The organism is Donghicola eburneus, assembly GCF_900115865.1.
Taxonomy (GTDB): domain Bacteria; phylum Pseudomonadota; class Alphaproteobacteria; order Rhodobacterales; family Rhodobacteraceae; genus Donghicola; species Donghicola eburneus.
Window position 1 is genome coordinate 1 of sequence record NZ_FOXY01000012.1, and the last position, 13,201, is coordinate 13,201.

Annotated in this window: 12 protein-coding genes; 9 read left to right on the top strand and 3 right to left on the bottom strand. The window is 59.1% G+C overall.

The window, feature by feature from the left end; all coding sequences use genetic code 11:
- The first annotated feature begins 341 nt into the window (after positions 1–341).
- Together BM225_RS17470 and BM225_RS17475 are read left to right on the top strand one after the other, a co-directional pair.
- Positions 342–1,475 (top strand): 3-deoxy-D-manno-octulosonic acid transferase, encoded by a 1,134-nt coding sequence (locus BM225_RS17470; RefSeq protein WP_177218655.1) that lies wholly within the window; start codon positions 342–344, stop codon positions 1,473–1,475.
- A 157-nt stretch (positions 1,476–1,632) separates the two neighbouring features.
- Positions 1,633–3,918, top strand: a complete 2,286-nt coding sequence (locus BM225_RS17475; protein WP_072705762.1) for a M10 family metallopeptidase — start codon at positions 1,633–1,635, stop codon at positions 3,916–3,918.
- Here the strand turns inward: BM225_RS17475 and BM225_RS17480 are convergent.
- Together BM225_RS17480 and BM225_RS17485 are read right to left on the bottom strand one after the other, a co-directional pair.
- Positions 3,915–5,051, bottom strand: a complete 1,137-nt coding sequence (locus BM225_RS17480; protein ID WP_338060995.1) for an acetoin utilization protein AcuC — start codon at positions 5,049–5,051, stop codon at positions 3,915–3,917. The genes BM225_RS17475 and BM225_RS17480 overlap by 4 nt on opposite strands.
- 18 nt (positions 5,052–5,069) lie before the next feature.
- Positions 5,070–5,597 carry a glutathione peroxidase gene (locus BM225_RS17485; protein ID WP_072705760.1) on the bottom strand — a complete coding sequence of 176 codons (528 nt, stop codon included), beginning with the start codon at positions 5,595–5,597 and terminating at the stop codon, positions 5,070–5,072.
- A gap of 227 nt (positions 5,598–5,824) precedes the next feature.
- Between BM225_RS17485 and BM225_RS17490 the strand changes: the two genes are divergently transcribed.
- From BM225_RS17490 to ptsP, 4 genes are all read left to right on the top strand, one after another.
- Positions 5,825–6,277: a DUF1178 family protein gene (locus BM225_RS17490; protein ID WP_072705758.1), complete on the top strand. Its 453-nt coding sequence runs from the start codon at positions 5,825–5,827 to the stop codon at positions 6,275–6,277.
- Entirely contained in the window at positions 6,277–6,921 is a 645-nt protein-coding gene (locus BM225_RS17495; RefSeq protein WP_072705756.1) for an SDR family oxidoreductase, read from the top strand. The genes BM225_RS17490 and BM225_RS17495 overlap by 1 nt, the downstream gene beginning before the upstream one ends.
- A gap of 63 nt (positions 6,922–6,984) precedes the next feature.
- Positions 6,985–8,223, top strand: a complete 1,239-nt coding sequence (locus BM225_RS17500; RefSeq protein ID WP_072705754.1) for an aspartate kinase — start codon at positions 6,985–6,987, stop codon at positions 8,221–8,223.
- Positions 8,224–8,231: 8 nt separating this feature from the next.
- Entirely contained in the window at positions 8,232–10,490 is a 2,259-nt protein-coding gene (gene ptsP / locus BM225_RS17505) for a phosphoenolpyruvate--protein phosphotransferase (RefSeq protein WP_072705752.1), read from the top strand.
- Positions 10,491–10,554: 64 nt separating this feature from the next.
- Here ptsP and BM225_RS17510 read toward each other — a convergent pair whose 3' ends face one another.
- Positions 10,555–11,040 (bottom strand): GNAT family N-acetyltransferase, encoded by a 486-nt coding sequence (locus BM225_RS17510; protein WP_072705750.1) that lies wholly within the window; start codon positions 11,038–11,040, stop codon positions 10,555–10,557.
- 74 nt (positions 11,041–11,114) lie between these two features.
- Between BM225_RS17510 and BM225_RS17515 the strand changes: the two genes are divergently transcribed.
- From BM225_RS17515 to BM225_RS17525, 3 genes are all read left to right on the top strand, one after another.
- On the top strand, positions 11,115–11,720 hold the full coding sequence (locus BM225_RS17515; RefSeq protein ID WP_072705748.1) for a flavin reductase family protein: 606 nt from the start codon (positions 11,115–11,117) through the stop codon (positions 11,718–11,720).
- A gap of 68 nt (positions 11,721–11,788) precedes the next feature.
- Positions 11,789–12,673, top strand: coding sequence for an S-methyl-5'-thioadenosine phosphorylase (locus tag BM225_RS17520; protein WP_072705746.1), 885 nt, complete (start codon positions 11,789–11,791; stop codon positions 12,671–12,673).
- The gene (locus tag BM225_RS17525; RefSeq protein ID WP_072705744.1) at positions 12,670–13,200 is read left to right on the top strand and encodes an adenine phosphoribosyltransferase; all 531 of its coding nucleotides are present in this window, start codon (positions 12,670–12,672) and stop codon (positions 13,198–13,200) included. The genes BM225_RS17520 and BM225_RS17525 overlap by 4 nt, the downstream gene beginning before the upstream one ends.
- Position 13,201: the final 1 nt, after the last annotated feature.

Here is a 13,201-nt window from a genome sequence, read left to right on the forward strand (position 1 = left end):
CAGCCTTCCGACCGTCCCGTCCGCCCCAACCGCGCCTCAGCGCCGCCGGTGAGGGGCCTTCTACGGATACCAACAAAGAGTCGCAAGAGGAAAAAATAAGAAAAGTGACTTATCCACAGATTTTGGTCAAAACAGGCATTTCTCACCAAAAATCAGGTATGCGCCCTCTCTCGACATACGGGGTCAGTTGTGACCTTCATGACCAAAGACCAAACTTCAGAAAGGAGCGGCGCGTGCAGCTCTATCGCATCGCCATATCTCTATTCGCGCCCGCTACTATGGGACTGTTTGCGTTGCGCTCCCTACAGGGGAGTGAAAGCCGCGACGCACTAAGAGAGCGCATGGGGCGCCCTACCCTGTCTGAAACACCGACCCTATGGATGCATGGTGCCAGCAATGGAGAGCTTCATTCCGCACGTCCATTACTAGAGCGCCTGCGCGACGCACGACCGGACCTTGAGATCACTGTGACGACCAACACCGTGACGGGACGGGATATGGTGAATAGCTGGGGCATACCCCACGTCAGAGCTTTTTGCGCGCCACTTGATTTGCGCAACTGGACAAGCCGATTCCTGAAAGCCCGCCAAGTGGTCGCGCTGATCAGCCTTGAGAACGAGCTCTGGCCAAACCGTATTACGCTTGCCGCACGGGCCGGGATGCCGGTCTTTCTGGTGGCAGCCAAGATATCCCGGAAATCCGCCCGCGTCTGGAAGCGTTTGCCTGCCTTGAGACGAGAGATGTTTCAAAGCATCGCGCTTTTGGCACCCCAAGATCGCGGGTCGCGCAACCGGTTCAAGGCTCTGGGTGTTCGCGATGAGCAATTTGCACCCATTATCGAGTTGAAGTCGCTATACACCCCTGTCGACACGGTCCCGCCGCCACTACCGTTTGCGCGCGATCAAATTTGGCTGGCTGCATCCACGCACGAGGGAGAAGAGGCTCTCATCATACAGGCCCACAAAGAACGCATCGCCGCGGGGGCGCATAGTTTGCTCTTATTGGCCCCACGCCACCCTCGGCGCGCCGCAGACATCAGGGCTCTGATCGAAGGCGCAGGCCTGAGCGTCGCGCAACGTAGTCAGCAGGAAACGGTAACTCCGGACACGCAGGTCTATTTGGTCGACACGATGGGCGAGATGCCGATGTGGTATCGTGCGGCGGGTGCAACCTTTGTCGCTGGGTCATTTGCAGCCAAGGGCGGACACACCCCGTTCGAACCTGCCGCCTATGGCACTGCAATTCTACATGGGCCTGACACCAGCAACTTCCGCCGGATCTACCGTGATCTGGACACAGCGCAAGCGGCTCTGCCAGTGCAGAACGCCAGCGATCTGGCGACTGCGGTGACGCGCGCGCTGTCAGACCGCTCATCCTATGCCCAACGCGCGACTAAGGTCATTCAAGCTTCGACCGATCTTGACCCTTTGGTTGATCGCATTCTGGAACGTCTCCCACCAGCTAATGTCGATTAACCACTAGGGCGGAAACCCGCCCGCACGCCCCCGAAAGAATTCGCTTTTCCCTTAAAATGCGGCTAAAACTTGTCCGGCATTCTGATTGTTTTTGTGTCATCGCCCTAGACGACCCGCACCTTTCTCTCGGACGCATTCCTTTCGGAGTGATAGTTGAATGGCCTACAAGTATAACTACAAATCCCTTTTGGTCGGCGGAGCAGACGGCTGGCATGACGGGAACAGCACCATCACCTATAGCTTTGCGTCTGGCAGTAGCCTGCCTGACTATTATCCGACTCGGATCAGAAACGGAGTCGAGGTCTGGAATATTTCTGGCGAGAAAGTTCCGACGACCCAAAGCGTTGAACTGACCGACGACGAGAAGGCGATGACCCTCCGCGCTATAGATGCGTGGAATGAGATCGCGAACGTAAATCTCGTAACCGTCGAGGGCACCAGCAGCGCGGCCGCAAGAGAGATCGAGACAGACAGCACCGCGCGGACCTATGCCTCCGTCTTGGCTTTCGCAGATGACGAGTCCGAAGAGATCGACCTGTCCGCGGTGTTCGAAGACGGACTGAACATGTTTGGCGAAACGCTGAACGCAGAGCAGATCTACGTGAATTCGAATGGCAGCCTGACCTTTGGCACAGGCTACGACGTCGCCACTCCGACAACTCTGAACAAGGCGACACCTGCGATGATCGCAGCGTTCTGGACCGACATCGTGACCGGCCCCGAGGGCATTACCAAAGAGATCGATGCCGAGGCGGGCATTGTCACCTTTGAGTGGCGTCACGTGACGAGCTATTCAGGCAGCCTCGAAGAAAGCGCGCCAGAAAACACCTTTAGCCTGACACTCGTGGATCAAGGCAATGGCGACTTCGACGTGGTCTTTGACTATTCCGAAATCGCTTGGGCATTCGAAGAAAATACCGGCCGAAAATCGGCGGCCGTTGCGGGCTTTGCGTCTCTCAGCAGCTTTTTCGAAACAGACTACTCTGCAAATGTCAGCGCGCTGAAGGCACTGGACGAAATAACCGGAAACGCTGGCGAAACTGGCCTCTGGACCTATCAGTTCCGCGGCGGCGATCTTTACGTGGACGGGACACTGATCAGCTCCGGAACCGCACGGGGCTCGATCTTTGCTCAAGAACCTGTTGCGGCATCATCGGTTGGGGACATCCTGATCGCAGGCACCGCATTCGATGATCCGGACCTCTACGGCTTTGTCAGCGGCTTACCGTACGATGGCGCCGCGAATTGGCAGGATGAAATCGGCGATCTGTGGATCAACCACAGCAACGAAGATCAGTATGTTGGCGGCTCCCCCGTCTACGGGCATACCAGCTGGAACACTTATCTGCACGAATTAGGACATGCGCTGGGGCTCGAACATCCGAACAATGATCCCAATGATCTGGATATCACGACCCAATACACAGTGATGTCCTACAACGCCCACCCCGAAGAGGAATACGATCCGTTTAACAAACAGGCGTGGTCTCTGACCCCGATGGTTTGGGACATTCAGGCGATTCAGGATCTCTACGGGGTGAACACGGCCACGCGGACAGAGAACAACGTCTACTTCGGCGACGGCGGTGGGCAGAATGGCAACGCCATATACCAGTACGCCACTAACGCCGACAACGGGCGCGGCATGCAGGTCTTGGGCGAGGATGGCATCTACCGCGATGTGATTCTGACGATCTGGGATGCGGGCGGGACCGACCTGATCGACGCCTCTGATCTCGATACGGACAGCGTGATCGACCTGCGCAACGGCCGCTATTCCTCGATCGGAGAGATTGACGACAACATCGCCATTGCTGCGACCGTCAAAGTGGATGGCAGCGTCATAAACTATGTCGAAAACGCATCGGGCGGCAGCGGTGATGATGACATAACAGGCAACAACGGCCGCAATCTGCTACGGGGCAACGCCGGGGCTGACGCGCTCGAGGGGCTCGGCGGCAAAGACCGCCTGTTTGGCGGCGCAGGGAATGACACCCTTGACGGGGGCGCGGGCAAGGACAAGCTCCTTGGCGGCTCCCAAGGCGACGAGCTAAGTGGCGGCGGCGCGCGCGATCGCCTGATTGGCGGCGGTGGCGCCGACACGCTCTACGGCGGCAGCGGCAATGACCTTCTCAAGGGACAGGGCGGCGATGACGATCTGTACGGCGGCGCGGGAAATGACAAAATGGTCGGTGGCAAAGGCGCGGATATATTTGTCTTTGGGCTAGGGTCAGATCGCGTTCTGGACTTTGACACCTCGGCGACGGGCGATTGGGTCGATCTGAGCGCAGCTACGGGCATTTCCGACTACACTGATCTGATCAACAACCATAGCACTGACACTGCATCCGGCGTCAGCCTCTTTGACGACGCAGGCAATGACATGCTTCTGCTGGGTATCGCGCAAGTCGATCTGGACGAGGCCTTCTTTTTCTTCGACTAGAATTCAGGCTGGATGCGCGCGCAAAGCCGCGCCAGCCCGTCGCGCACCTTTGGCCGGACCTCCCCGTTTCGCGGGGAATCGCGCAAGGTGCTGAACCAATGGTCGGGCGGATTGCGTCCCAAACGGTGATTCTGGAATTCGAGACCGCGCAGAACAGATTGGGCGACTGGCGGCAGCACCTCTGGAATCAAGTGCCCGTTCAGAGTGGCCCAAACGCCGGTCCAGAGCCGCCCCACAGACCAAGGGTTATAGCCCCCGCCCCCAAGGACCAGATTCCGCGGCGCCATTTCCATCAAGGCAGCAACGATTTGCCAGTGGCTATTGTTGGACAGGGTCAGACGTGACAGCGGGTCCTCAGTCACGGCGTCCGCACCGCATTGTAGGACAATCGCTTCGGGGGCAAATGAAGCGACGGACGGCAGAATGAGTCGATCGCGAATCTCGGCCATTTCTGTGTCATTCAGGCCTGCCGGGAGCGGCAGGTTAAACAACGTTCCTGCCCCCACATCTTCCAGGGCGCCAGTGCGCGGCCAGCGATTCTCTTCGTGCGTAGATATCATCAGAACATCGGGGTCAGCGCCGAACGCCACCTCGACCCCGTCGGGATGATGGGCATCAATGTCGATATACGCCACGCGCCGAACACCCGAGCGGCGCAATGACAGAATCGCCAATACCGGATCGTTCAAATAGCAAAATCCGTTGGCGCGGGCTGGCATCCCGTGATGGGTACCACCCGCGGGCGAATACACGATCCCGCCCTGCGCCAATAGCTCTCCGGCCAAGAGCGATGCCCCAGCCGAAGTCGCGGGCCTGCGCCACATTTCAGGGAAAACAGGATTGGCAGTGGTCCCCAGTCCGTAGCGTTCTTTGACCTCTGGGCTGGCGATCTGTGTCTGCTCGGCCAAAGCAAGCGCCCCCAGATAGTCGGGATCATGCCAAAGACTGAGGGCTGCAGCCTTGGCGCGCGGACTCTGGACGTATTGCGCAGGCCCCAACCACCCCATCCCCCGCGACAGGTCCATCACAGTGGAAACGCGTGGCACCCGCAAAGGATGCCACGCGCCATATGACGATGTGCGATAGATATCCGACCCGATGAACAGTGGGGCGTGTTTAGGGTCCTTGATCACGTTGGGCCGTATGCGGAGTTAGTCCGCCAGTTCCTGTTCAATCTGCGACACGAGTTTGGGCGAGGTCGGCTTGACTATCGAACCGTAGGTCGCGACCACCTCTCCCTCGCCAGAGATTAGAACCTTGTTGAAGTTCCAGCCCGGCTCAAATCCTGCGGTCTCTTTTACCCAGCGATAGAAAGGGTGCGCCTCGGTGCCTTTGACCTTGGAAATGTCGGTCATGGGCAAGGTCAGATCAAAATTCACTGCACAAAAATCCTTGACCGCTTCGGCCGAGGAAAGCTCTTGGCGAAAGTCATTGGACGGGACCGCCAAAACCACGAGCCCCTGATCACTATACTTTTCGTGCAGTGCCTGCAGGTCGTCGTACTGCGGGGTAAAGCCGCAGCGTGACGCGGTGTTCACCACCAGAACTGGCCGCCCCTCCCAAGAGGCGGTGTCCATCTGCAAACCCTCGATCGAGGTGAAATCGAATTGGCTCATGCCGGCCCATGCCGACGAAGCCGACAGGATAAATGCTGAAATGATGCATTGTCTGACAAACATGCGATGTCCTCCGAGAACGAGCCCTGCGGCTCTACCACCAATACGCGAGACAGCCAAATTAGTTTCACCTGACCTAAAATATCGACAGGAATAGTGTCGCGCTGATCGGCTTTTCCCAAAGTAATATAGAAGCGAGATCGCCTCCGACCAGTCTCCTCATGCATCTGCGTATATTGCATTTATCCGGCAGTCCCATACTTTTAGCGAACTGCGGTTAAGGAGAGCCGATGATCCGCTATGATTTGAAATGCGCCGAAGGGCACAGTTTTGACAGTTGGTTCCAGTCTAGCAGCGCCTACGACAAGTTGGTCGCCGCGGGCATGGTGTCCTGCGCCATTTGCGGCAGCACCAAGGTCGAGAAAGCCATCATGGCACCGCGTGTTTCCACCTCGGACAAGGCTGCCGCTGCAGTTCCGACCGAGCCGGTCGAAGCACCTGCGCCCAAGCTGACTGACAACAGCAAAACCGAAAAGATGCTGGCCGAGATGCGCAAGCATATCGAAAAGAATGCGACCTATGTGGGCGGCAATTTCGCGGCCGAAGCCCGTGCGCAGCATTTGGGAGACGCCCCCGAACGCGCGATCTATGGCGAAGCCAAACCCGAAGACGTCAAGAAGCTGATCGAAGACGACGTGCCTGTGGCCCCCCTACCCTTTACCCCAACACGAAAGACCAGTTGATGACAGTCCTGATTACAGGCGCAAACCGCGGCATTGGCCATGAGCTTTACACGCTCTACCAATCCGAAGGCGCATCGGTAATCGGAACAGCCCGCAGTAAAGCTGACTTTGAACATCTTGAGATGACCGACCCTGCCAGTCACACCGCTTTGTCGAACCGTCTGTCAGGGACACCGATCGATCTGTTGGTCTGCAATGCCGGTGTTTATCTGGACACGGCCGAGACGCTGGACGCAGGCTACCCTGCCGACATGTGGGCCGAAACCTTTGCCGTGAACGTCACGGGTGTGTTTCTAGCGGTTCAGGCGCTGCTTCCGAATCTAAGATGCGCCGCTTCGCCAAAGATCGCGATCATTTCGTCACAAATGGCGTCACACACCAACGCACCTGGTGGCAGCTATATCTACCGCGCGTCCAAAGCGGCGTCGCTGAACCTTGGGCGCAATCTGGCGACCGATTTGCGCTCCGAAGGAATCGCCGTCGGCATCTATCACCCGGGCTGGGTACAGACCGACATGGGTGGCACAGCAGCCGACATTGATGTTTCCGAGTCGGCCAAAGGCCTTGCCGCGCAATTTGAGGCCCTAAGCATGGACACTACCGGCAAGTTTCTGACTTGGGACGGTCGCGAACACCCCTTCTGACCCTTGCGAAGCCGACGGTCTGCGCGTAAACGCGGGCGGACTTTAGGTGACAGGGGGGTTCTCATGCCTATCCTCGTGATGAAATTCGGCGGGACGTCCGTCGCAAACCTTGACCGCATCCGCCGCGCTGCAAAACGCGTGGGTCTGGAAGTGGCCAAGGGCTATGATGTCATTGTCATCGTTAGCGCCATGTCGGGCAAAACAAACGAGCTGGTCGGCTGGGTTAACGAAACCTCGCCGCTTTATGACGCGCGCGAATACGACGCCGTTGTCAGCTCGGGCGAGAATGTCACTGCTGGCCTGATGGCCCTGACTCTCCAAGAAATGGATGTGCCCGCACGCAGCTGGCAGGGCTGGCAGGTTCCGCTGAAGACCACTTCGGCGCACGGTCAGGCCCGGATCGAAGAGATCCCCACCGACAACCTGATGGACAAATTCGGCGAAGGCATGCGTGTCGCTGTGGTCGCTGGTTTCCAAGGGATCAGCCCCGAAGGCCGCATCACCACTCTGGGCCGCGGCGGCTCGGACACCACCGCTGTGGCCTTTGCAGCTGCGTTCGATGCAGAGCGTTGCGACATTTATACTGACGTGGACGGGGTCTACACCACCGACCCCCGCATCAGCGACAAAGCCCGCAAGCTGGACAAGATCGCGTTCGAGGAAATGCTCGAACTCGCCAGCCTTGGCGCCAAGGTGCTGCAAACCCGTTCGGTCGAATTGGCCATGCGCTATAATGTAAAACTGCGCGTCCTTTCCAGCTTTGAAGAACCGTCAGACGAGGCCGGTACGCTGGTCTGCGATGAGGAGGAAATCATGGAAGATAAAGTTGTCTCCGGTGTCGCTTACAGCCGCGACGAAGCGAAAATGACCCTCGTATCGGTCGAGGACCGTCCGGGTATCGCGGCCTCCATCTTCGGCCCCTTGGCCGACGCGGGCATCAATGTGGATATGATCGTCCAGAACATCTCGGACGAAGGCACCACCGACATGACCTTTAGCTGCCCCACCGATCAGGTGGCCCGCGCAGAAAAGGCGCTGAACGACGCCAAAGCAGCCGGAACCATCGGCTTCGAAGAGATCATCGCTGACACCAATGTCGCAAAAATCTCGGTCGTTGGCATCGGCATGCGCAGCCAGCCCGGCGTTGCAGCCAAGATGTTCAAGGTGCTGTCGAACGAAGGCATCAACATCAAGGTTATTGCCACTTCGGAAATCAAGATTTCCGTTTTGATCGACCGGAAATACATGGAACTCGCGGTTCAGGCACTGCATGATGCCTTTGAACTGGAGAAAGCAGCCTAAGGGGCACCATGCCCGACGGAACCGAAAGCGAAAGCAGAAAACTACTTGTCCGACTGCGTGACACGCTCGCCGAAGGCGGCGCGGGTCAAGAGCGGTTGGACAAGATCACGCACCTGATCGCCAGCTCTATGCTGACCGAGGTGTGCTCGATCTATCTGTTTCGCGATGATGACACGCTCGAACTCTGCGCAACCGAGGGCCTGAAGGCCGAGTCGGTGCATCAGACCCGTCTGCGTTTGGGCGAGGGTCTGGTGGGCCGTGTCGCCAAAACCACCCAGATCGTCAACACGGCCGACGCGCCGTCCGAGCGCGGCTTCCGCTACATGCCGGAAACCGGCGAAGAGGCGTATTCCTCCTTCCTTGGTGTTCCGATTCAGCGCCTTGGCGAAACGTTGGGCGTTCTGGTCGTGCAGTCAAAAGAGGCGCGACAATTCTCGTCAGATGAAGTGTACGCGCTGGAAGTCGTGGCGATGGTTCTGGCCGAAATGGCGGAGCTCGGTGCATTTGTCGGCGATGGAGCAGCGCTCAAAGCCCTGCATCAACAGCCCGTCCTGTTCCGCGGCACTGTGGGCCAAGAAGGCACCGCCGAAGGCCATATTTGGCTGCACGAACCCCGCGTGGTTGTCACCAATCCCGTTGCCGAAGATCCCCAAGCCGAGACAGAGCGCCTGCGCGACGCCGTAAATGAATTGCGCTACTCTGTGGACCAGATGCTGTCTGTCGCCGAGGGCGGCGATGCCGACCATGTCCAGGTTCTCGAAGCCTACAAGATGTTCGCTAATTCCAAAGGCTGGCTCCGCCGCATGGAAGAGGACATCTCGCGCGGCCTGTCCGCCGAAGCTGCCGTGGAAAAAGAGCAATCCATCGCACGCTCTCGCATGGCCCGTTCGACCGATGCCTACCTGCGCGAGCGTTTGAACGATTTGGATGATCTATCAAACCGCCTGCTTCGAATCCTGACAGGTCAGGGCAGCGACACCGGTGCCGAGATGCCCGATGATCCGGTTCTCGTGGCCCGCAACATCGGTCCCGCCGAGCTGCTGGACTATGGCCGCCGGCTCAAAGGTGTGATTCTCGAAGAAGGCTCTGTTGGCAGCCACGCCGCAATCGTCGCCCGCGCTCTGGCGATTCCGTTGGTGGTGCACGCACGAAACATCACGACCGAAGCGCTGAACGGCAACCATGTGCTGCTCGATGGCGATCAGGGTGTGGTCCACCTGCGTCCCGACGAAAACGTGGTCAAAGCGTTTCGCGATCAGATGGCTATGCAAGCACAGGCCCAAGAGCGTTACGCCTCGATCCGTGACCTGCCCGCTGAAACACTGTGTGGCCGCCGAATCTCCCTGACCATGAATGCAGGGCTGATGGCTGACCTGCCCTCTTTGCCCACCTCGGGCGCCGAAGGCGTCGGCCTGTTCCGTACAGAACTCCAATTCCTTGTCCGGAACAAAATGCCCAAACGGGCCGAGCTTTCCGCGCTGTATGGCCGCGTGCTGGACGCCGCTGACGGTCAGCCGGTGGTGTTCCGGACTCTCGACATCGGGTCGGACAAGGTCCTGCCCTACATGAAGCCCAACGACGAACCAAATCCGGCTCTGGGCTGGCGTGCGATTCGCGTGGGTTTGGACAAGCCGGGCGTCTTGCGGATGCAGTTGCAGGCCCTGATCCGCGCTGCGAATGGTCGCCCTCTGTCGGTGATGTTCCCGTTCATCGCGCAGATGGATGAATTCACCGTTGCGCGTCAGGAAATCGACAAGGCTATGGCCCGCGAAGAGCGCTTGGGCCACGTACTGCCATCCGAGCTGAAAATCGGCACCATGCTTGAGACACCTTCGCTGGCCTTTGCCCCTCAGGCGTTCTTTGAGCAGGTAGATTTCGTTTCGATTGGCGGGAACGATCTGAAGCAGTTCTTCTTTGCCGCCGACCGTGAAAATGAGCGCGTGCGCCGCCGCTATGACACGCTGAACGTCAGCTTCCTGTCCTTCCTCGAAGGGATCGTGAACCGCTGCCGGACCACAGGCACGCCGCTGTCCTTCTGTGGTGAAGATGCGGGTCGACCAATCGAGGCGCTATGCCTTGCCGCCATCGGGTTGCAAAGCCTGTCTATGCGTCCCGCATCCATTGGACCGGTGAAGCATCTGCTGCGCCGCACCAACCTCGGAGAACTGTATAGCGTGATTTCCGAGGCTCGCGAATCCGGCGTCCAAAGTGTGCGGCCCGCAGTGATGGAGTATCTGGCCAAGGCCGCGATCCCTACTGCCAACTAAGGCCACAGCAAACCACGCAATAGCAAAGGGCGCCCAACCGGAGCGCCCTTTTGCTTTGGCCAAATCAATCAGCGGGGCCTTCCCACTTGTGCACATCGCCTTGGATGCCCTCCCAATCCCCGATCCCGAGGACACGATCCGGGTTCGTCGGTGGTGGCATCTCTACGCCCGTCAGTTTCTCGAACCCGAACCGACTGTAATAGGGATAGTCGCCCACCAGCATCACGCGCGGCCACCCCAGCTCGGCGGTCCGGCTGAGCGAGGCTTGCATCAGGATGCCCCCCAACCCCTCGCCCTGCCGCGTGGGGTGCACAGCGATGGGACCCAAGAGCAAGGCCGGACTGTCACCGACCCGCACAGGCCAGAACCGGATGGCTCCGGCCAAAATTTTATCAGGGTCACGCGCTGTCAGGCTAAGTTCGGGCACACGATCAACCCCGTCCCGCAATCGGTAGGACGACAGTGCCTCGCGACCGGGGGCAAAGCACAGATCGTACAGGGCTTCGACCTCCCACACGTCCTCTGGCTGTTCTTGCGCAATCTCGAACACCTGACCTCCGATCTTTCGAGTGGCATGGCGGGTATCATGACACTACTTGTGTATCAATCACATAGGAGCAAAACATGTTCTATCGCCCCAGCGAAGGCCACGGTCTGCCACACAATCCGTTCAACGCCATCGTCACCCCGCGGCCCATTGGCTGGATCTCAACCCGTGATGCGGACGGGCGGGACAACTTGGCCCCATATTCGTTTTTTAACGCGGTTGCTTACGTGCCCCCGCAAGTGATGTTTGCTTCAACATCTGCCAAAGCAGACCGCGGAGACACCAAGGACAGCGTCTCGAATATCCGCGACACAGGCGTGTTTTGCGTGAACATCGTGGAATACGCGGCGCGCGATGTAATGAATGCCTCGTCAGCGACAGTGGACCGCGACGTTGACGAATTCGAACTTGCCGGAATCGACAAAGCTGCGTGCGACACCATCGCCGCGGCGCGTGTCGCAAACGCCCCCGCCTCTCTGGAATGCAAGGTGACCCAGATCATCCAGCTCGAGGGTGAGTCGAACTTCGCCGTATTTGGCGAAGTAACAGGCATCCACATGCGAGACGACTGCATTGTGGACGGTCGCTTTGACGTGACGCGCTACCAGCCTTTGACCCGTCTAGGCTATCGTGACTACGGGGTGATCAAAGAGGTCTTTAGCCTGACCCGCCCCGACGACTGAGTCGCCTGCCGTATTCCCAAGTCCGCCCTGCCCGCGTATCCATGTGCTGAACCCAGCACACGGAGGGCATCATGGAGACCATGATCGGGATTATCGGGGGCAGCGGCCTGTACGACATCGACGGACTAGAGGATGCCAAATGGGTCAGTGTCGAAACCCCGTGGGGCGCGTCGTCTGATCAGATCATGACCGGCGTACTGGACGGGCTAAAGATGGCGTTCCTGCCCCGCCACGGACGCGGGCACGTCCATAGCCCTTCGACCGTGCCCTACCGCGCGAACATAGATGCGCTGAAACGCATCGGGGTGACGGATATCATCAGCCTGTCCGCCACAGGCAGTTTCCGCGAAGAAATGGCCCCCGGCGATTTCGTCATTGTGGATCAGTACATCGACCGCACTCGCGGCCGCGACAAATCCTTCTTCGGGACGGGCTGCGTCGCCCATGTCAGCCTTGCGCATCCGACCTGCCCTCGGCTGTCGGATATTCTGGCCGAAGCCGCCGCAACCGCCGGTGCCCGCGTTCATCGCGGCGGCACCTATCTGGCGATGGAGGGACCGCAGTTCAGTACCTTGGGCGAATCAAAGCTGTACCGAGAGGTCTGGGGCTGCGACGTGATCGGCATGACCAACATGCCCGAGGCCGCTTTGGCCCGCGAGGCAGAGATCTGCTACGCCTCGGTCGCGATGGTCACCGACTATGACAGCTGGCACCCCGACCACGGCGAAGTCAGCGTGACCGACATCATCAAGACCCTGCAGGGCAATGGTGAAAAGGCGCGTGACACCATTCGTGCCCTGCCCGATCTGATCGACCGCGAGCGGGCGCCCTGCCCCCACGAATGTGACCGCGCGTTAGAGTTTGCCATCATGACCGCGCCTGATAAACGGGACGCCGAACTTTTGAAAAAACTCGATGCGGTCGCTGGCCGCGTCCTGAAAGGCACCCCATGACACAGGTCCAAGACTACATCCGCACCATCGTCGATTTTCCCAAACCGGGCATCATGTTCCGCGACGTGACCACGCTATTTAGCAACCCGCGGGGCTTTCGCATGGCGATCGACCAACTACTGCACCCCTATGCGGGCGAGCGGATTGATGTGGTTGTGGGCCTAGAGGCGCGCGGATTTATCCTTGGCGGCGCGGTCGCGCACCAGTTGGGGACCGGCTTCGTGCCTGTTCGCAAGAAGGGCAAACTGCCCGGCACCGTGATCTCCGAAGCCTACACGCTCGAATACGGCGAGGCTGTGGTCGAGGTACACGACGACGCCATCGCGCCAGGTCAGAACGTGTTGATCGTCGATGACCTACTGGCCACAGGCGGCACCGCCGAAGCGGGGATCAAACTGGTCGAACGGCTTGGCGGCCAGATCGCAGGCTGCGCGTTTGTGGTGGACCTGCCTGATCTAGGGGGCCGCAAACGGCTGAAGGCGTTGGACATCGACGTCCACGCGCTCTGCTCCTTCGAAGGGGACTAAG